Raw genomic sequence first — 18,216 nt, forward strand, 5'->3', positions numbered from 1 at the left:
CTCCGTTGCGCCACTTCAGATGATCTTCATCAACGGTAACCCCGTTGTAACCGACGGCGAGGCCGAATTTCGCTCCGACATGTGAACATGAGCGAAAGATCTTATCGGAGAAAGGAAATCGCCCTCGTGGGTCAGTTCTGCAGAGCAGTTCTACTCGATGCTGGCCATAAACTGATCGGGTACCTGGAGTCCGGCGTCGAGCCGTCGGGTCGCGCGTGGATCGGCGACGACTTCGTCCAGAGTGTCGAACGACTACTCGCCATACCGACGCGCGTGGTGTGGGCCGGTCGGTACGCCCGACCCGAGGTCGGCGAAACCCTATACGAAACGGTGACATCCGTCGCGCCACTGAGTCCGCCGCACCGCGGCTTCATCGGCCGATATGTGCTCAATCACGACCAATATTCCTACGTGGATAAAGCAACCGTGCTCGAGAACGACGACCGTTGCCGAATCCACCCGCTCCCGGTGCTGACCGCCGAAACCGCGCAGGGGGATCGATGCCTCCGCGACACCCGCACCACCGGGAATCCCCGACTGGTAGGCGCGTGGGCCGAAAACCGCATCTCGACCAGCGACACCATCCCTCCCGGCTTCGACCTACTCGAGTTCAACATCGTCCAGCCGTGATCGGAGCTCGGTCCGGCGGTGAGGCAAGCTGGGCGGGTGCGTGTGTTGATGCCCGCTGCCTGCCGCATCCCGGATCGCGCGGTCGCCGGCGGTGACAAACAGTTCCACTGCTTTCTGTTTTGTGTGTCCCGTCCCGAATGGTCTCTTTTTGCTCTAGCGTGAGCACGGTTGAGGCCGAGAGGGGTCGTGGATGCGGACCGGGATGCTGGGGCTAACGGAGCTGCGCGAGCGTGTCGATGCGGGGACACTCGACACGGTGCTTGTCGCGATGACCGATATGCAAGGCAGATTGCAGGGAAAGCGGTGTGCGGCAAGGTATTTCCTCGATGAGGTTATCGGGCATGCTACCGAGGCCTGCGACTATCTGCTCGCTGTCGATGTGGAGATGAACACGGTCGACGGGTATGCCGTGTCGTCGTGGGAGACCGGGTACGGCGATATCGTGCTGCGGCCGGATCTGAGTACGTTGCGGCTGGTGCCGTGGTTGCCGGGGACGGCGTTGGTGCTCTGCGATGTGGAGCAGGTGCAGCCGAAGAATGTGCCTGTCGCGCCGTCACCGCGGCAGGTGCTGCGGGCGCAGTTGGCGCGGCTCGCGGAGCATGGGCTGCGGGCGTTCGTCGGTACCGAACTGGAGTTCCTGGTTTTCGACGAGAACTTCGAAGCCGCGTGGAATGCCGGGTATCGCGGCCTCACACCGGCCAATCAGTACAACGTCGACTACTCGATGCTCGGTACCTCTCGGATCGAGCCGCTGCTGCGGCGTATTCGCAACGAGATGGGCGCCGCGGGCATGTATGTCGAGTCGGCTAAGGGCGAATGCGCTCCTGGGCAGCACGAGATCACGTTCCGCTATGACGAGGCGCTGGTGAGTTGCGACAACCACAGCATCTACAAGACCGGGGCCAAGGAGATCGCCGCCCAGGAGGGGCGCAGCCTCTCTTTCATGGCGAAATACAATGAGCGCGAGGGCAACTCGTGTCACATCCATATCAGTCTGCGTGGCGAATCGGGCGAGTCGGTATTCGCCGGTGATGGGGACGAACCCTCCGCTCTGATGCGGCATTTCGTCGCGGGGCAGCTGGATTGCCTGCGCGAGTTCACCTACTTGTTTGCGCCGAATATCAACTCCTACAAGCGATTTGTGCCCGGCAGCTTCGCGCCGACCGCACTGGCATGGGGGCGCGACAACCGAACATGTGCGCTGCGCCTGGTCGGCACGGGGCCCTCACTGCGGATGGAGAACCGAGTCCCCGGCGGCGATGTGAACCCTTACCTCGCGGTGGCCGCGTCGATCGCCGCGGGCCTGCACGGCATCGAACGGCGGCTCCCGCTCGAACCCGAGTTCCACGGCAACGCGTATCGGTCCCAACGTCCGAGGGTGCCGCGCACACTGGCCGAGGCGGCACAACTGTTCGGCGACAGCAAGGTCGCGCGCTCGGCCTTCGGTGACGACGTGGTCGACCATTATCGAAATGCGGCACAGGTCGAACTGGACGCCTTCGACGCAGCGGTCACCGATTGGGAGCGAATCCGTGGTTTCGAACGACTATGAGGATTCCGGTTCCGCGCGCCCGCGTCCGGTAATCGGGCTGTCGACCTACAGCGAGCAGGCACGGCACGGTCCGTGGGATGCCGAAAGTGCGCTGTTGCCACGCAGTTACGTCGACATGGTGCATCGAGCGGGCGGGGTGCCGGTTCTCTTGCCGCCCGCGGGTGTCGCACGGCCGGAGGTCATCGCGGGGCTGGACGGACTGGTACTGACCGGTGGCGCCGACATCGATCCGCCGCGTTACGGCGCGATGCCCGGCCCGCATACCCGAGGCATCCGGCCCGACCGCGACGAATTCGAGTTCGGCCTGTTCGCTCTGGCCCGCGCCGCCGGAATTCCGACGTTCGCGATCTGTCGTGGGCTGCAACTGGTGAACGTGGCATTGGGTGGCACGCTGATCCAACACCTGCCGGATGTGCTCGGGCATACCGACCATTCGCGCGTTCCGGGGGTCTTCACCATCGTGCGGGTCGCCACCGTGCCGGGCAGCCGTGTCGCCACCATCGCGGGCGCTGATCTGGAAGTGCACTGTCATCACCATCAGGCCATCGATGTGCTCGCGGCCGACCTGGTCGCTGTCGCGCACGCGACCGACGGCACGATAGAAGCGGCCGAGGCCATCGCCGGTCCATTCCTGGTCGGCGTGCAGTGGCATCCCGAAGCCAACGCCACCGACCGCCGCCTGATGCGAGCATTCGTCGAGGCCGCTGCGGCACACCGAAGCGAGCGAGCCTCGTGATCGAGCGTCAGCAGGTGGAATCGTGAGCGAGGGTGCGGACCACAGACACGGCGGCCCATTGAACACCGACGGAATCGAGCGTCGCGCTGATGGAATCGTGAGTACGGGGGCATACCGAAGGGAGCTGAATCGATGACGACGGCCAACGTGGTCAACCCCGCGACCGAACAGGTTGTGGCGACGATCGAAGCGACAACCGAGGCGCAGACCGATGCCGCCATCGAGCGCGCGCACCGAGCCGCGGTGCGGTGGCGCGAGGTCGCGCCGGGTGACCGGGCCCGGCTGCTGCGCCGATTCGCCGATGTCGTCGACGCGAATCTGGAGCAGCTCGCGCAACTCGAGGTCGCCAACTCCGGGCACACCATCGGCAACGCCCGCTGGGAGGCGGGCAATGTCCGCGACGTGCTGCACTACTGCGCCGGAATACCGGAACGGCTGCTCGGCAGTCAGATTCCGGTGGCGGGCGGGGTGAACATCACCTTCCAGGAGCCGCTCGGCGTTGTCGGCATCATCGTGCCGTGGAACTTCCCGATGCCGATCGCGGCATGGGGCTTCGGGCCCGCGCTCGCCGCGGGCAATACTGTGGTGCTCAAGCCCGCCGAACTGACCCCGATGACGGCGATCCGCCTCGGCGAGCTCGCGCTGGAGGCTGGATTGCCCGAGGGCGTGTTCCAGGTGCTGCCCGGCAAAGGGACGGTGGTCGGGCAACGGTTCGTCACCCACCCCGCGGTCCGCAAGGTCGTATTCACCGGTTCCACCGAGGTGGGCAAGCAGATCATGGTCGGCTGCGCGCAGCAGGTGAAGCGGGTGACCCTGGAATTGGGCGGCAAGAGCGCGAATATCGTCTTCGCCGACGCTGATCTGGAGCGGGCCGCCGCGACCGCGCCCTACGGCGTCTTCGACAACGCCGGCCAGGACTGCTGCGCCCGATCCCGGATCCTGGTGCAGCGCAGTGTCTTCGATCGTTTCATGGAGCTACTTGAACCGGCCGTGCGCGGCGTGCGGGTCGGCGACCCTGCCGACGAGACCACCGAGATGGGCCCGCTGATCTCGGCGGCGCACCGCGAGCGGGTCGCCGCGTTCGTCGAGCCGTCGACCAAGGTCGCCTTCACCGGCGAGCGGCCCGACGGGCCGGGATTCTGGTATCCGCCAACGGTTGTCCTGCCCGGCGCGCCGACCGATCGGGTGCTCACCGAGGAGGTGTTCGGCCCGGTGGTCGCGGTGGTCTCGTTCGAGGACGAGGCCGACGCGCTGCGGATCGCCAACGCCACCGAGTACGGCCTGTCCGGCTCCATCTGGACCAACGATGTCGGCCGCGCGCTGCGGGTTTCGCGTGGCGTCGAGGCCGGGAATCTGTCCGTGAATTCACATTCCTCGGTGCGGTATTGGACTCCGTTCGGCGGTTTCAAGCAATCCGGGCTCGGTCGCGAGCTCGGGCCGGACGCCGCCCTCGCGTTCACCGAAACCAAGAACGTTTTCATCGCAACCACCTGAGTCAGCACAAGTCGAAGAGGAGACACGTTGCAGCGCTTACAGGATCGAGTGGCCGTCGTCACCGGCGGCGGTAGCGGCATCGGCCTCGCCACCGTCCGCCGCTTCGCCGCGGAGGGCGCCAAGGTCGTCGTCGCCGACATCGACGCCACCTCGGGTTCAGCGGCGGCCTCGGAGGTCGACGGGTTATACGTGAAGGTCGATGTCACCGACGAGGCGCAGGTAGAGGCATTGTTCCAGGCCGCGGTCGATACCTATGGCGGTCTCGATGTGGCCTTCAACAATGCGGGAATTTCGCCGCCCGAGGACGACTCGATCCTCACCACCGGCATCGAGGCGTGGCGGCGCGTGCAAGAGGTGAATCTGACCTCGGTGTACCTGTGCAGTAAGTACGCGATCGGCCACATGCTGGAGCGTGGAAAGGGGTCGGTGATCAACACCGCCTCGTTCGTGGCGGTGATGGGCGCCGCGACCTCGCAGATCTCCTATACCGCCTCCAAGGGCGGTGTGCTCGCGATGAGCAGGGAGCTCGGTGTCCAGTTCGCCCGCAATGGGATTCGCGTCAATGCGTTGTGCCCCGGCCCGGTCAACACGCCGCTGCTGCGGGAGCTGTTCGCCAAGGACCCTGAGCGCGCCGCCCGCCGCCTTGTACACATTCCGGCGGGCCGGTTCGCCGAACCGGAGGAAATCGCGGCTGCGGTGGCATTCCTGGCCAGCGACGACTCGTCCTTCATTACCGCATCACAATTCCTGGTGGACGGCGGTATCTCGGGCGCCTACGTGACTCCGCTATAGCGCGGTGGGCCATGTACTGTTCGACCTTCGGCGCGACTACCTGCGCCGTCGTGGATCGACCGTTGTTCGTGGACGGCATAATTCGCTATTTGCCGCCGATCGGAGGAGGCTCCAAGAATGAGTCAGGAAGACGGGCAAGCACCCGGACTGTTCAGTCACGACGCGGTCCTGGCGGAGACATCTCCCGTCCCGGAGACCGACAAGGCGGATTTCCGCCCGGTCTTCAGCCGCTCCGATGGCTCGGGTCCGGGTGCGTACGTGCCCTCGGATGATCTGAGGTAATTCTCGCTGTGCTGTTCGGCGCTCAGGATGCGCCGAACAGCTCCAGCAGTTCGTTCTTTCCGAAGATCGCGGCCGCCTCTCGCGCTGAGGGCGTGCCGGCATCCGGATCCGCGCCCGCCGCGAGCAAGGCACGCAGGATTTCGGTTTCACCCTTGAAAACTGCTCCTGCCAACGGGGTTTGGCCCTTGTCATTGGCTCGGTCCGGCTCGGCGCCACGCGCGAGCAACACCGCGACGGCCTCCTGGTGGCCGTGATAGGCGGCCAGCATCAGCAAGGTGTCGCCCCTGTCATTGGTGAGATTCGCCGGAACACCGGCATCCAGATACCCACGCAGAGCCTCGGCTTCACCCTTGCGGGCGAAATCGAACACCTTCGTCGCCAATTCGATCAGTTCGGGATCGGTCTCGTCAGTACTCATCCATCCATTACTACCCGCCCCGGTGGGAGTCCCGCGAGTGGGACACGGTGCTGCATCGCTCGACTATGGTCTCTTCGGCTACCCGGGTGTGCCGAGACGGGCACCGCCGTCGACGCGGATGACTATGCCGGTGGTGAAGGTGTTGCCGACCAGGAACTCGATGGCGTCGGCGACGTCGTCGGCGGTGCCGACCCGCCCGGCGGGGGTGGCGGTGGCGATGGAGTCGAAGACACCGGCGCGGGCGTCCTCGGGCAGGAAGCTCCACCAGTCGGTGTCGATGACGCCCGGTGAAACCGCGTTCACCCGCAGCGGTGCCAGCTCGACCGCGAGCACCGGGACCATCGCTTCGACACCCGCGTTGATCGCCGCGAGCGCGGCCGTGGTCGGCATCGCGCCGCCTGCCGATGCCGCCGACACCAAGGTGACCGATCCGCCCGCGCTCAGGTGCGGGAGCGCGGCCTGCATTGTCGCGGTGTGCGCCATCAATTTTCCGGAGTAGTGCGCTTGTAGTTGCGCGAGGTCGATCTCGCGGAATGGGGTGGTGCCCGACGGGCCCGTCACCGTCACGACCAGGTGATCGATCGGTCCGACCTCGGCGAAGAGGCGCTCGAGGTCGGCCTCGTCGCGTGCGTCGACCCGCTGCCCGGTGGCACCGCTCCCCAGTTCCGCGAGCGCGGCGGCGAGACGTTGCTCGTTGCGCCCGGCGATCACCACGTCCATGCCGTCTTTCTCGAGTCGGTGCGCGGTTGCCAGACCGATGCCCGAAGTCCCGCCGACGATGACGACTTTCTTGCTCACAACAGCCTCCTGAATTACGAACCTCTGTGTCTCGAAATATAAACGAGGCACGGTGTCTTGTAAAGTGATCCGTATGACAGGTACCAGGGGCCGCCCCCGCAGCGAGGACGCCAGGCGCGCGATCCTGCACGCCGCGCTCGAACTGTGTGAGCGCGGCGGCTACCAAGACCTGACCATCAAGGCGATCGCCGATGCGGCGGAGGTCGGGCGGCAGACCGTGTACCGCTGGTGGCCGGACAAGGCCTCGATCCTCATGGAGGCGCTCGTCGATCTCGGGCACGAACACGAGGCGGTGCTTGTCCCCGCCGATTCCACCGACGTGCTCGGCGCTGTCGAACGGCTACTGACCACCACCTACGAGCTCGCGAGGAAGGTCACCGGACCGGCGCTCGTCGGCCTGATGGCGGACGCGCAGCGCGATCCTGTCCTGTCGAAGCGGTTGCAGGACAGCGTGATCGGACCGCGTCGCGTGGCACTACACGCGGTGCTGCAACGCGGCGTAGACACCGGCGAGCTGGTCGCCGCGGTGCCGCTGGACCTCGTCGTCGATTTCGCCTTCGGCGCAATGTGGTACCGGCTGCTGAGCCACCATGCACCGGTCGACGCGACCATGGCGAGTGCGGTCACCGAGGGCATCGCCGCGATGTTCGCGCAACGCTGAAAAATATTGGAGGTCTGGGCGTTACGCTGCGCCAATGGTTGATGAGGAGCTGGTCCCGGGTGGGCAGTTATCGGGTACAGCCCGAGTAGAAGCGTTCAGCGACGGCGTGATGGCGATCGCGATCACGCTGCTGATTCTGGAAATCAAATTGCCCGAATACGAACCGGGCCATTTGCTCGGCGCGCTCGGCCATATCTGGCCGTCGTACCTCGCCTATCTGGCATCTTTCCTGACGATCGGCGTCATCTGGATGAACCACCACGCGTTCTTCAGCAGGTTGCGCCATGTCGACCACGTGGTCCGCTGGTGGAATCTGATGATGCTGCTCGGCATCTCCGTATTGCCCTTTCCCACCATGGTTCTCGCGGAGAATGCAGTGCACGGCCACGGTAACGACGCGAAGGTGGCCGCCGCGCTCTACGGCATCGCCGGAGTCATAATGACGATTCCGTGGGCGCCGCTGTGGTGGCGGTTGGTGCGCAGGCCCGAACTGTTCGAGCCCCGTCCCGGTTTCGACTCCGCGTTCGCCCGCCGCGAGAGCATTCGCGCCTACCCGGGCATCGTGATCTATTCGATCTGTATCGGCGTCGGCCTCATCCAGCCGGTGGCCGCACTGATCCTCTACCTCGTTGTCGCCATCTTCTACGGCTTCACCAGCCAGGGATGGGGGACGAAGCAGGGCGACGACTCGGACTAGGTCGTCCCCGACAGCGCCCGCCGATCGGAAGACACCTTGTCGGGAGACACTGGATCGCTATGGATTTTCGAAGTGTGGGTTCTCAGGTGAGCGAGCGGGTCAGGAGTTTCCCGACGGGTCTGCTCGATGTCGTCATCGCCGTCGTGGTGACCGTCGCGTCGGTCGGGCCTGCCGTCGTCGCGGGCGCCTCATGGTGGATCGTCGGCGGTTCGGTTCTCGCCTCTACACCTGTCCTATGGCGTCGCCGCGCGCCGATTCTGGTGCTGCTCGTTGTCGGTCCTGCCATCACCGTGCTCGCCTGCCTGCACGCCATGCCCACGCTGCCCTACGGAACCGTCGTCTGCGTGTACACCATCGCCGCCTACAGTCCGGCCGTGCGGCGGCGATGCGCGCTCGTCGGTGTGAGTATCGGCGTACTTTTCTCGCTGGTCGTCCCCAACGAGAGTCCCGACTCCTACGGCTACGCCGCCATGTCCTTCGCTACCGCGTGGGCGCTCGGCGCCGGTGTGAGGGCTCGGCGGGCGCAGATCGAGATGCTGGAGGAGCGGGCCCTTCGGCTCGGCGAGGAGCAGGCCGCCGCGGTGGACAGGGAACGGTTGCGGATCGCCCGCGATATGCACGACATCATTGCGCACTCGGTCGGGCTGATGATCGTGCAGGCCGAGACCGGACCGCTGCTGACCAGGGTCGAACCGGCACGAGCCGACGCGACCTTCGCCGGTATCGCCGACACCGGAAGGGATGCATTGCAACAGCTCCGGCGCAGTCTCGGCGCCTTGCGCGGCGCGAAGGCCGACCCGCCGCATCAGCCGGGAATCGACGCGATACCGGACCTGGTCGAGATGTCGCGGCACACCGGGCTCGCCGCCACCTTCGACGAAATCGGGCAACGCCGACCGGTGACCGGCGAGGTCGCGATCACCGCGTATCGCGTGGTTCAGGAGGCGCTGACGAACACCAGGAAGCATGCGCGTGCTACGGCGGTGCGGGTGTCGCTGCTGTGGTCCGAGGACCGACTGACCGTGCGGGTGTCCGATGACGGCCGCGCCGCCGCCGACGGTGTGAGTAAGAGCGGGCACGGGCTGCTCGGTATGCGTGAGCGAGTCACCGAATCCGGCGGCACACTGCACCACGGCCCCTCGGGCAGCGGCTTCGATGTCACCGCAGAACTACCGACTGCCGCCGAACTAGTGACGACACAGGAGAGTTGAGTATGCGGGTGCTCGTTGTCGACGATCAGGACTTGTTCCGCGCCGGATTCCGGCTGATCCTCGATGCCCAGCCCGACATCACCGTGGTCGGCGAGGCCGCCGACGGGCTGGAAGCGATCGAGCGGGCCATCGAACTCGAACCGGACGTCGTGGTCATGGACGTGCGGATGCCGCGCTTGGACGGCGTCGGCGCAACCCGCCGCATCTGCGCGGAGACCGCAGCGAAGGTGTTGGTGCTGACAATGTTCGACCTCGACGAATACGTCTACGATGCGCTGCGGGCCGGTGCGAGCGGGTTCCTGCTCAAGGATGTCCGCCGCGAGGAACTGGTCGAGGCGGTGCGCGTGGTCGCCGCGGGTGAGGCGTTGCTCGCGCCCACCGTCACCCGGCGGCTAATCGCCGATCTCGCCCAACGTGGCCACTCCCGCCCCGAACTGGTCAGAAGGCTCGATGACCTGACCGAACGGGAACGAGAGATCCTGGGTCAGCTCGCCACGGGCCTGTCCAACGCCGAACTCGCCACGGCGCTCGTTGTCAGCGAGCACACCGTAAAAACCCATGTCAGTTCGGTGCTGACGAAGCTCGGGCTACGCGACCGGGTGCAGGCTGTGGTTTTCGCCTACGAGGCAGGCCTTGTCATCCCTGGTCGCACGCAGGAGTGAGCTGAAGACCGCTCGTCTCGGTGATGTGCGCGACGGCGCCGCACGAGGAGCATCGGATCGCATCCGATCAACGATCCGTGGGGTTCCTCGATGAAGCGTTTCCTGACCATGGCCGCGGCGGTCCTGGTGTCCGCGGTGCTGTGGTACTACGGCACCGGGCTACGGCCGATCCCCGGCATGGCATTCCTCGCGCCATTGCCGGTGCTGCTGCTCGCCCCGCGAGTATCGGCGAGCGCGGCGTTCCTCACCGGGGCACTCTCGTGGTTGGGTGGTGGGCTACAGATGTGGCCGTACTTCACCGACACCCTGGAGCAGCCGGTGCCGGTCAACGCCCTGCTGCTCGGGATCACCGCCGTCGTGTCCGGTGGATTGGTGGCGACGACCCGCGCGTTGCTGTTACGCGGCCGACCGGGCCTCGCGGCGCTCGCGCTGCCCACGGGCTGGGTGAGCTTCGAGTTCCTGCTCGCACTCGCGGGGCCGTTCGGCGCGTGGTGGAGCATCGCCTACACCCAGGCCGATGTGCTGCCGCTGGTCCAGACGGTGGCGCTGACCGGGCCGTGGGGGATCACGTTCCTGATCATGCTGGTACCCGCGACCATCGCGGTGCTTACCGCGCCCGCGGTGACACATACGCAGCGACTGCGCGTGGGCGCGGCAACCGCAGTGGTGTTCGTCGCGGTCGCCCTATTCGGGTTCTGGCACTTGGCCGTTGCGACCGAGCGCGACCAGGTGCGCGTCGGTCTGGTCGCCCTGTCCCAGCCGCCGGAGTACATCGCGGTGGACTCACCGGACGGCCGAGACATGGTGGCGCGCGCGGTCATCGAGATCGACCGTCTTGCCGACCAAGGTGTACAAGCTGTGGTGTTTCCCGAAAAAGCGTGGCGGGCAGACGAATCGACGCTGCCGCTACTCTCCGGACCGCTCACCGAGGTCGCGAACCGCCGAAACGTCCACGTCGTAGCGGGATTGACGCTCACTACCGGTGCCACGAGCATCAACGCGGCGATCGACTTTCCCTCCGGCGTCGTCTACGCCAAGCACTACCTGATCCCCGGACTGGAGGACGAGCTGACGCCTGGCACCCAGTGGCAACGCGTTCCCGGCGAACCATGGTCTCTGGCAGTGTGTTTCGATCTCGATCGACCGGGCCTCGTCCGCGAGAACCGAGAGCTGGGCGCGACGTTGCTGCTGGTGCCCGCACTCGATTTCACCGACGACCGCTGGCTGCACAGCCGGATGGCGGTGCTGCGCGGCGTCGAATCGGGCGTCGGTGTCGCGCGGGCACCGCAGCTCGGCGAACTGGTCGCCAGTGACTCGCGCGGACATGTCATCGCCTCGGCGCCAACGGATGTCACATTCACGCGCTCGGTAGCGGCGTCGATTCCCTTGGACTCGGGCACGACGATCTATGTGCGGTTCGGCGACTGGTTCGCATGGTTGTCGGTAGCGGTGCTCGCACTCGCGGGGGTAGCGGCGCTGTGGCTGCGGCCTACCGGTGGTCGCTCGCGAGGTCTCCGAGCCGGTCGTAGAGCACCGCGAGGTCGCGCCGATACTCCAAATTCCCTGGATCGGCCTGCACCAACTCTTCGGCGATGACCAAGCCGCGGCGGTAGAAGTGCGCCGCCTCGCCGAGACTGCCGTTGGCGCTCGCGAGGTTGCCCAACTTATCGCAGCTCACCAACAGGTCACGACGATTGCGCGGCTTGGCAGGGTCGGTGACGACGAGTTCCTCCGCGAGTGCCAAGGCATGGCGATAGCGGTCGGCCGCTTCGGTGCCCTCGCCCCGCGCGCGTGCGATATCGCCCAGTTTGTCGTAGGAGATCGAGAGATTACGGCGGTATTCGAGTTCGGAAGGGGCCGCTTCGACCAGGCTTGTGTCTATGGCCAACACATGTTGGTACAGGCGGTCCGCCTCGTCGAGATCACCGGTGGCGAAGGCGATGTCGCCGAGCTTGCTGTAGCTGATCGAGAGGTCGCGGCGGTAGCCGAGGTTGGTCGGCTCGGCCTTCACGAGTTCTTCCGCGATGGCGAGACCCCGGCGATAGAGGCCACCTGCCTCCGCGATGTTCCCGTCGGCGCTGGCCAGGTTGCCCACCGCGTTGCAGGAGATCATGAGGTCGCGTCGATACATGCGGTTGATGGGATCGGCGAGTTGTAGTTCTTCGGCGATCGCCAGGGTGTGGCGATATAGGCGGTCCGCCTCGGTGATATTGCCCGCGGAAAGGGCTAGAGCGCCCAATCTTTCGAAGCAGATCGAAAGGTCGCGCCGGTAGCGGAGGTTCGAGGGCTCGGCCGCCACCAGCTCTTCGGCGATGATATTGGCGTGCTGATAGAGCCGGGTCGCCTCGGTCGAATCGCCCACGGCGGTGGCGATGTCACCGACGGACTGATACGAGGACATCAGGTCACGCCGGTACATCAGGTTCGACGGATCGGTCTTGACGAGGACTTCGCTGATAGCGAGGGAACAGTGGTGCAGACGGACGGCCTCGTTGGAGTCACCGCGAGCGTGTATGAGGTAGGCGAGTTTGTCATAGCAGACCGAGAGATCGCGCTGATAGCCGAGATTGGCCGGTTCAGCCTGCACCAACTCCTCGCTCAGTGCCACCGCGCGAACTAAGTGCCGTTCGGTCTCGTCGAGATCGCCTACGGAGCGTGAGAGGTCACCCAGTTTGTCGTAGAGAATCGACAGGTCGTAGCGGTGCGCGAGGCTGTCGGGCTCGGTCTCCGCCAGTTCTTCGACGATCGTCACAGCCCGCCGATAGAACTCGATCGCACCGGCGGAATCGCCACGGGTGCGGGCATTTTCACCCAACTTGCCATAGGAGACCGACAGGTCGCGCCGATACTTGCCGTTGGTGGGTTCGGCCTCGACCAGGATTTCGGCGATGGTGAGTGCCCGGCGAAACAGCTCGGTTGCGGCCGCTGAATCGTCGGTGAGCGAACCGACCTTATTGCACGAGACCATCACGCCGCGTTGGTATCCGAGGTGTCCTGGTTCGGCTGCGACGAGTTCTTCGGCGATGGCGAGTGCGCGGCGATGCAACCGCGCCGCCTCCTCGAGGTTTCCTTCGAGCGTCGCGTCACCTGCGAGCGTGGAGTAGGAAATCGAGAGGTCGTTGCGGTACCGAAGATTCTCGGGTTCGGTTTCTACCAGCGCTTCGGCGACCGTCAGTGCGCGGCGATGCAACCGGGTGGCCTCAGTGGTGTCGCCGACCGACAGCGCGATTTCACCGAGCTTGTCGTAGGCGATCGACAGTTCGCGTTGGTATCCGAGGTTGTCGGGTTCGGCTGCGGCGAGCTCTTCGCACAGTGTCAGCGAGCGCCGATACAGTTCGGTCGCGGTGTCCGAATCACCCTGTGCGAGGGCGATTTCGCCCAGCATGTCACAGCAGATGGATAGGTCGCGGCGGTATCCGAGGTTGTCGGGTTCGGCGTCGGCGAGTCGTCCCGCGATGGTCAGTGAGCGGCGATAGAGGGCGACGGCCTGCTCGGAGCCAGCGGTGAGCGAGCCGACCTTGTTGCACGAGACCAGCAGGCCGCGTTGATATTTGAGGTTGTCCGGTTCGGCCTGCGCCAGTTCGTCGGCGATGGCCAGCGACCGATCGTGTAGGCGGCGCGCCTCGGCGGTGTCGCCCGCGGCGAGCACAACGTTGCCGAGGGTGAAGTAGGACACCGCGACATCGTTGAGATATCCGAGATTGCCCGGTGCGGCGGCGGCCAGCTCTTCGGCAATCGTCAACGAACGGCGGTAGAGCCGGCTCGCCTCGGTGGTGTCGCCATCGGCGAGCGCGAGGGCGGCCAACTTGTCGTGCGATATCAGCAGGTCACGGCGATATTTGAGGTTGCTGGGCTCGGCAGCGACCAGTTCCTCTGCGATAGTCGAGGAGCGGAGATACATCCGCTTCGCCTCGTGGACCCCGTCGTCGGACTCGATCATCCCCACCCCCGAGAAATTTGCGAACTTGGGCAAAGGCGTCTTTTGGTGAGCATATCAGCGCGGGCCGACAGGTAGTGCTGATTCAAGATCGCTTGGGGCACAAGAGGTTTGCCCGCGAAGTGCGATCCGCAATCGCCCGAATTCGAGTAGTGGTCAACCGTGCGCGTCCCGGTGCGGTACGTGGTAAGCACGTCCCGATATGCGCGGGGCGTCCGTGCAGCTGAACCGCGATTTCCGCTACAGTGACGACGCTCACAGTTGATGTTGTTTCCGCAGGTCGCGATGGCCACTTCGGCGGGTATCCGGGCCTGGCGGTTGTTTGCTACCCGCGAAACATGGGTAACGGGTTGTTTCGTGTCGAAACTCTGAAATTCGGAGTTGGCTGAACGAATTGATGTCCGCTGGGCTGGCGGGAGAGGAGCGCGCATGTCGGATCGCACCAAGGAGGCGGTGCCGTTAAAGCGCTCCGTTGCCGCCTCCGCCATGGGCAATGCCACCGAATGGTTCGACTACGGCGTATACGCGGCGACGGCCACCTACCTCACCGATGCGTTCTTCCCAGGTGAGCTCGGCACCATCGGCACCATGCTCGGCTTTGCCGTTTCGTTCGTGCTACGCCCGCTCGGCGGCATGGTGTGGGGTCCACTCGGTGACCGCCTCGGCCGAAAAGTAGTGCTTGCCACCACGATTCTGTTGATGGCGGCCGCGACGGGGGCCATCGGCCTGCTGCCGACGCACGCCCAGGTCGGTTGGCTCGCGCCGGTACTGCTCATCGCGCTGCGTGTTGTGCAGGGCTTCTCCACCGGTGGTGAATATGGCGGCGCGGCGACATATCTGGCCGAGACCTGCTCCGACAAGAGACGCGGCTTCTTCGGGAGCTTCCTGGAGTTCGGCACCCTCGGCGGCTTCGTAGGGGGCTCGGCGGTAGTGCTCGCCTGTCAGCTCGTAGTCGGTTCGGATGCGATGCACGACTGGGGCTGGCGCATTCCGTTCATGCTTGCGGTGCCGCTCGGTCTGATCGGCTGGTACCTGCGCTCGCACCTGGACGAATCCCCGGTCTTCACCGAGGTCGCCGAACAATCGCAAGCCCCGAAGGGCGGGCTGCTCGAGGTGGTGACCACCTATCGGCGTGAGGTGCTGACACTGGCCGGGCTCGTCGTCGCCCTCAACGTGGTGAACTACACGCTGCTCACCTACCAGCCGACCTATCTGCAGAAAACCATCGGCCTCGGGGATTCGACCACCACCGCGATGATGCTGATCGGTCAATTGGTGATGATGGTGGTGCTGCCGTTCTTCGGCAGGCTGTCCGACACGGTCGGGCGTCGTCCGATGTGGCTGTTCTCGCTGGTCGGTCTCGCCATTTTCGCCGTACCGATGTACTGGCTCATGGGCCAGGGAACCGGTTGGGCCATTTTCGGATTCGTCATTCTCGGTCTGCTGTATGTGCCGCAGCTCGCGACCATCAGCTCGACCTTCCCCGCGATCTTCCCCACCCACGTCCGCTACGCGGGATTTGCCCTCGGCTACAACGTCTCCACCGCGGTGTTCGGCGGAACCGCTCCGCTGGTCAACGAGGCTGTGATCGAGTCGACCGGCTGGTCGCTCTTTCCCGCGATCTACATGGTCGGCGCGTCGTTGATCGGCTTGGTCGCATGGAGGTACCTGCGTGAGACCGTGGGGACTTCCCTGCGCGGTACCGAGGTTCCCGATACCAATAGCGGCGAAATCCCCGTCGTCCCCAAGGAGGAGACCGCCAACGCGGCGACCGCTGCGGCCGCGACCGCTGAGGCCGCGACCTGAGAGACACTCAGGCTGCCGTGCGTATCGTGGTCTTTGCGGCCGGTTTGCTCAGCTCGCGCTCCGGCCGAGAAAGGTAATCGGGCGGCCGGTGATGGCTGCCTCCCCCTCGGAACGGAGACGCCTGTGCAGATCCTGATCAACACCGACAACCACATCGGTGGCGACACGAAGCTGATCGAGCGGGCGGAAGCGACGATCTCCTCGGTGCTCGATCGCTTCGGCGACCAGGTCACCAGGGTCGAGGCGCACCTGAGCGACCAGAACGCCGACAAGGGCGGACCGGGCGACAAGCAGTGCGTGCTGGAGGCCAGGATCGCGGGCCAGCAGCCGGTCGCGGTAACCAACCGCGCCGAATCCGCCGATGCCGCCGTCGGCGGCGCGGTGGACAGCATGGCGCATCTTCTCGACAGCCGCTTCGGCCGTCTGCACCACACCAAGGGTGGCGCCTCCATCCGTCACATGTCCCCCGAGTAGAGCGAGGTGCGGCGATATCGGCGGCCGCGTAGGGCCATTCGTTGAAGTAGGTGAACATCTTTGCCACCTGTTCGTCGAAGGCGCGAACCTGTTCGATCGGCACCTGGTGGCTGCGGCAGCGAGACCGGCTGCGCGGCCGAAGGTTTCGGCGATCTGCGGGGGAGTGAGGCGGTCACCCGCCAGCGCGACGGTGCGGCCGATGTAGTCCTCGGGTCGGTCGAAGGCAATCGCGGCGAAAGCGCCGATGTCGTATGCGAGAACCTTCGGTATCCGAGGAGTTGATGGACTGACACCGATGCTGCCGGACGATGGCCCGACCGGAGGACTGTTCGACGCCGCCGGGAATGTGCCCTGGTGATTCGAGCGGGTAGGTCACGCGACGCGCGACCTACCCGCTGCGATTACTGCGCGTTGTCCGTCGAGGCGTTCGCTCGCAGGACGCGGGTGGTGATGCGGGCGAGGGTGGCCATTTCGTCTGGGGTGAGGTGAGCGAGGAAGTCGCGCTCGACGATCTCCAGAGCAGTCTGTCGGGCCGCGGCGAGACGGACGCGGCCTGCGTCGGTGAGCTCGACATCCAGGGAGCGTTTGTCCTCGGCGTTGTGAGTTCGACTCAGCAACCCGGCTGCCTCGAGGGTGGCGAGGTGACGGGAGACCCTGCCGGTGCTCATGCCCAGATCTGCCGCGAGGTCGCGGGCTTGCGGCTGATCGCGTTCGTTGAGGCCGCCGAGCAGGCGCAGCAAGGTCAGGCTCAGCCCGTGTTCGGCGATCATTTCCCGATCGTGCTTGGCCGGGAGCAGACGTGAGATCTCCATGACACCGGCCCACGCGCGCCGCTGGTCGGAGTCCCAGCGGCTACTGAGTTCGTTGCCAAGCAGGTATTCGACGCTGAGCTCGACGGCATCGGCAGGATCTCGGGTGGTGTCGGTCATGGGGTTGGCTTCCAGAATCTCGAGGGGGTTGCCCGATGGACGGTGTCGTCAGCGTAGGTCAGCGGTGTCTGCTGCCGATCCATGGCAATCCTCTCAACCGGTGGGTGTCGGTTCAGGAGAAGGCCGGGGCATCGATCACGACACGCCAGGTTCCGTCCGGTTGGCGGCGGGAGACCTCGGCGGTGTTGATGGTGGTCGGCGCACCTCCTGCCTGGTCGGCCGGGATCGTGTAGGTCGTCGAGGTCAGCGCGATGTCATCGGCGATCAGGGCGGTGCGCTGGGTGCCGGCCATGCCGGTATCGGCCGTGAGCAGGCCGGTGAACATGTCACGGCGGGCATCGGCTCCGGTGAGCTGGGTTCCGTCGGGCTGTGCGGTGATCGCGTTCGGCTCGAAGAGGTCGAGGAGTGCGTCGATGTCGTGGTCGTGCATCGCCTTGGCGAAGGTGGCGTACATTTCTTCGGGTCGTGAGAAAGGCATTGTCGGATCCATTCGTGATGGGGACTGTGAAGTGCTGGTGGGGACTCAGCCGAAGATGACTTGCTCGGTGGCGTACAGGAATTGGGTCTTGGACCGGTCGAGGAAGTTGGCCTCGTCCTCGGCCACGACGGTCTGGTAGGTCTGCGAGGTGAACCACGCGGCGGCGTCGGCGACACTGTCGACCCAGAGCTCGGCCACACCGTCGACCGGGGCTGTCGCGATGCCCGGGATCGAGTCGCCGGTGGGCTGCAGCTGGACGTAGCGGTTCACCGTCACTTCGTCGCTGGGCAGTTGGGCCAGCAGTGGTGTGTGCTTCTGGGTCCAGTAGTCGATGAACTCGTCGTGGGTGAGGTCGCCGCGCCGGGTCAGCAGAATGGTGATCTTGATCATGAGCCGTTCTCCAAAGTAGTTGCCGGGGCAATAGATGCTGGGGCAACTATTGCACGCCGTCGAGTTCTCGCGCAAGAGGGCGGTGGATCTCGCCCCTTCGGGTGATTCCGGCTGTTCGATCAGCGGTATTCGGAGTTCTCGGTTCTCGACGTCGAAGTGCGGGCCAGCGGTCTCGAGGGCGCTGGTTACCTGGGCGGAGACGCTGCCAGCCGCTTTCGATGTTCGAGGGCAGTCGGAGGTGTCCAGTTCGATTTTGGCATAGACGAATT

Annotated in this window: 19 protein-coding genes; 13 read left to right on the forward strand and 6 right to left on the reverse strand. The window is 65.4% G+C overall.

All coding sequences use genetic code 11. The features are described from left to right. Positions 1-126 precede the first annotated feature (126 nt). The 6 genes from ACLMAJ_RS20085 to ACLMAJ_RS20110 all read left to right on the forward strand — a co-directional run bounded on the left by ACLMAJ_RS20085 (position 127) and on the right by ACLMAJ_RS20110 (position 5,486). Complete coding sequence (locus ACLMAJ_RS20085) at positions 127-630, forward strand: hypothetical protein (RefSeq protein WP_412015282.1); 504 nt, start codon at positions 127-129, stop codon at positions 628-630. A gap of 202 nt (positions 631-832) precedes the next feature. Continuing rightward, entirely contained in the window at positions 833-2,182 is a 1,350-nt protein-coding gene (locus ACLMAJ_RS20090; RefSeq protein WP_412015283.1) for a glutamine synthetase family protein, read from the forward strand. Further along, entirely contained in the window at positions 2,163-2,918 is a 756-nt protein-coding gene (locus tag ACLMAJ_RS20095; protein WP_412015284.1) for a gamma-glutamyl-gamma-aminobutyrate hydrolase family protein, read from the forward strand. Before ACLMAJ_RS20090 ends, ACLMAJ_RS20095 begins: the two co-directional genes overlap by 20 nt. Before the next feature lie 132 nt (positions 2,919-3,050). Beyond that, entirely contained in the window at positions 3,051-4,412 is a 1,362-nt protein-coding gene (locus tag ACLMAJ_RS20100; protein ID WP_412015285.1) for an aldehyde dehydrogenase family protein, read from the forward strand. A 27-nt stretch (positions 4,413-4,439) separates the two neighbouring features. Further along, positions 4,440-5,204: a 3-oxoacyl-ACP reductase gene (locus tag ACLMAJ_RS20105; RefSeq protein ID WP_412015286.1), complete on the forward strand. Its 765-nt coding sequence runs from the start codon at positions 4,440-4,442 to the stop codon at positions 5,202-5,204. A 117-nt stretch (positions 5,205-5,321) separates the two neighbouring features. After that, complete coding sequence (locus ACLMAJ_RS20110; RefSeq protein WP_412015287.1) at positions 5,322-5,486, forward strand: hypothetical protein; 165 nt, start codon at positions 5,322-5,324, stop codon at positions 5,484-5,486. Positions 5,487-5,508: 22 nt separating this feature from the next. On the opposite strand, the gene ACLMAJ_RS20115 is transcribed toward ACLMAJ_RS20110, so the two are convergent. Together ACLMAJ_RS20115 and ACLMAJ_RS20120 are read right to left on the reverse strand one after the other, a co-directional pair. Next, positions 5,509-5,904, reverse strand: coding sequence for an ankyrin repeat domain-containing protein (locus ACLMAJ_RS20115; RefSeq protein WP_412015288.1), 396 nt, complete (start codon positions 5,902-5,904; stop codon positions 5,509-5,511). 78 nt (positions 5,905-5,982) lie between these two features. Further along, positions 5,983-6,702 (reverse strand): SDR family oxidoreductase, encoded by a 720-nt coding sequence (locus ACLMAJ_RS20120; protein ID WP_412015289.1) that lies wholly within the window; start codon positions 6,700-6,702, stop codon positions 5,983-5,985. Between the two features lie 73 nt (positions 6,703-6,775). Between ACLMAJ_RS20120 and ACLMAJ_RS20125 the strand changes: the two genes are divergently transcribed. The 5 genes from ACLMAJ_RS20125 (at position 6,776) to ACLMAJ_RS20145 (ending at position 11,529) form a co-directional block, all read left to right on the forward strand. Next, positions 6,776-7,363 (forward strand): TetR/AcrR family transcriptional regulator, encoded by a 588-nt coding sequence (locus ACLMAJ_RS20125; RefSeq protein WP_412015290.1) that lies wholly within the window; start codon positions 6,776-6,778, stop codon positions 7,361-7,363. Positions 7,364-7,397: 34 nt separating this feature from the next. Beyond that, positions 7,398-8,060: a TMEM175 family protein gene (locus tag ACLMAJ_RS20130; RefSeq protein ID WP_412015291.1), complete on the forward strand. Its 663-nt coding sequence runs from the start codon at positions 7,398-7,400 to the stop codon at positions 8,058-8,060. Between the two features lie 59 nt (positions 8,061-8,119). Continuing rightward, positions 8,120-9,271, forward strand: coding sequence for a sensor histidine kinase (locus ACLMAJ_RS20135; RefSeq protein ID WP_412015292.1), 1,152 nt, complete (start codon positions 8,120-8,122; stop codon positions 9,269-9,271). Then, the gene (locus ACLMAJ_RS20140; protein ID WP_412015293.1) at positions 9,268-9,933 is read left to right on the forward strand and encodes a response regulator; all 666 of its coding nucleotides are present in this window, start codon (positions 9,268-9,270) and stop codon (positions 9,931-9,933) included. Before ACLMAJ_RS20135 ends, ACLMAJ_RS20140 begins: the two co-directional genes overlap by 4 nt. A gap of 90 nt (positions 9,934-10,023) precedes the next feature. Further along, the gene (locus ACLMAJ_RS20145; RefSeq protein WP_412015294.1) at positions 10,024-11,529 is read left to right on the forward strand and encodes a hypothetical protein; all 1,506 of its coding nucleotides are present in this window, start codon (positions 10,024-10,026) and stop codon (positions 11,527-11,529) included. On the opposite strand, the gene ACLMAJ_RS20150 is transcribed toward ACLMAJ_RS20145, so the two are convergent. Then, complete coding sequence (locus ACLMAJ_RS20150) at positions 11,423-13,873, reverse strand: tetratricopeptide repeat protein (protein WP_412015295.1); 2,451 nt, start codon at positions 13,871-13,873, stop codon at positions 11,423-11,425. The genes ACLMAJ_RS20145 and ACLMAJ_RS20150 overlap by 107 nt on opposite strands. A 426-nt stretch (positions 13,874-14,299) precedes the next feature. On the opposite strand from ACLMAJ_RS20150, the gene ACLMAJ_RS20155 reads away from it, so the two are divergent. Then, positions 14,300-15,676, forward strand: a complete 1,377-nt coding sequence (locus ACLMAJ_RS20155; protein WP_412015296.1) for an MFS transporter — start codon at positions 14,300-14,302, stop codon at positions 15,674-15,676. 123 nt (positions 15,677-15,799) lie between these two features. Beyond that, positions 15,800-16,150 (forward strand): ribosomal subunit interface protein, encoded by a 351-nt coding sequence (locus ACLMAJ_RS20160; RefSeq protein WP_412015297.1) that lies wholly within the window; start codon positions 15,800-15,802, stop codon positions 16,148-16,150. A gap of 401 nt (positions 16,151-16,551) precedes the next feature. Here ACLMAJ_RS20160 and ACLMAJ_RS20170 read toward each other — a convergent pair whose 3' ends face one another. From ACLMAJ_RS20170 to ACLMAJ_RS20180, 3 genes are all read right to left on the reverse strand, one after another. After that, the gene (locus tag ACLMAJ_RS20170) at positions 16,552-17,079 is read right to left on the reverse strand and encodes a MarR family winged helix-turn-helix transcriptional regulator (RefSeq protein WP_412015298.1); all 528 of its coding nucleotides are present in this window, start codon (positions 17,077-17,079) and stop codon (positions 16,552-16,554) included. A gap of 112 nt (positions 17,080-17,191) precedes the next feature. After that, entirely contained in the window at positions 17,192-17,557 is a 366-nt protein-coding gene (locus ACLMAJ_RS20175; protein WP_412015299.1) for a YybH family protein, read from the reverse strand. A 45-nt stretch (positions 17,558-17,602) separates the two neighbouring features. Then, a complete protein-coding gene (locus ACLMAJ_RS20180) occupies positions 17,603-17,947 on the reverse strand; it encodes an EthD domain-containing protein (protein WP_412015300.1) in 345 nt (114 codons plus the stop codon). Between the last annotated feature and the right edge of the window lie 269 nt (positions 17,948-18,216).

Origin of the sequence: Nocardia arseniciresistens (assembly GCF_046764875.1) — a bacterium.
Lineage (GTDB): Bacteria > Actinomycetota > Actinomycetes > Mycobacteriales > Mycobacteriaceae > Nocardia > Nocardia arseniciresistens.

What these genes read in the sequence shown, in the direction of transcription:
- ACLMAJ_RS20090 (WP_412015283.1), top strand. Translation starts at nt 833, where the DNA reads ATGCTGGGGCTAACGGAGCTGCGCGAGCGTGTCGATGCGGGGACACTC.
- ACLMAJ_RS20100 (WP_412015285.1), top strand. Translation starts at nt 3,051, where the DNA reads ATGACGACGGCCAACGTGGTCAACCCCGCGACCGAACAGGTTGTGGCG.
- ACLMAJ_RS20110 (WP_412015287.1), top strand. Translation starts at nt 5,322, where the DNA reads ATGAGTCAGGAAGACGGGCAAGCACCCGGACTGTTCAGTCACGACGCG.
- ACLMAJ_RS20115 (WP_412015288.1), bottom strand. Translation starts at nt 5,904, where the DNA reads ATGAGTACTGACGAGACCGATCCCGAACTGATCGAATTGGCGACGAAG.
- ACLMAJ_RS20125 (WP_412015290.1), top strand. Translation starts at nt 6,776, where the DNA reads ATGACAGGTACCAGGGGCCGCCCCCGCAGCGAGGACGCCAGGCGCGCG.
- ACLMAJ_RS20130 (WP_412015291.1), top strand. Translation starts at nt 7,398, where the DNA reads ATGGTTGATGAGGAGCTGGTCCCGGGTGGGCAGTTATCGGGTACAGCC.
- ACLMAJ_RS20135 (WP_412015292.1), top strand. Translation starts at nt 8,120, where the DNA reads ATGGATTTTCGAAGTGTGGGTTCTCAGGTGAGCGAGCGGGTCAGGAGT.
- ACLMAJ_RS20145 (WP_412015294.1), top strand. Translation starts at nt 10,024, where the DNA reads ATGAAGCGTTTCCTGACCATGGCCGCGGCGGTCCTGGTGTCCGCGGTG.
- ACLMAJ_RS20150 (WP_412015295.1), bottom strand. Translation starts at nt 13,873, where the DNA reads ATGATCGAGTCCGACGACGGGGTCCACGAGGCGAAGCGGATGTATCTC.
- ACLMAJ_RS20155 (WP_412015296.1), top strand. Translation starts at nt 14,300, where the DNA reads ATGTCGGATCGCACCAAGGAGGCGGTGCCGTTAAAGCGCTCCGTTGCC.
- ACLMAJ_RS20170 (WP_412015298.1), bottom strand. Translation starts at nt 17,079, where the DNA reads ATGACCGACACCACCCGAGATCCTGCCGATGCCGTCGAGCTCAGCGTC.
- ACLMAJ_RS20175 (WP_412015299.1), bottom strand. Translation starts at nt 17,557, where the DNA reads ATGCCTTTCTCACGACCCGAAGAAATGTACGCCACCTTCGCCAAGGCG.
- ACLMAJ_RS20180 (WP_412015300.1), bottom strand. Translation starts at nt 17,947, where the DNA reads ATGATCAAGATCACCATTCTGCTGACCCGGCGCGGCGACCTCACCCAC.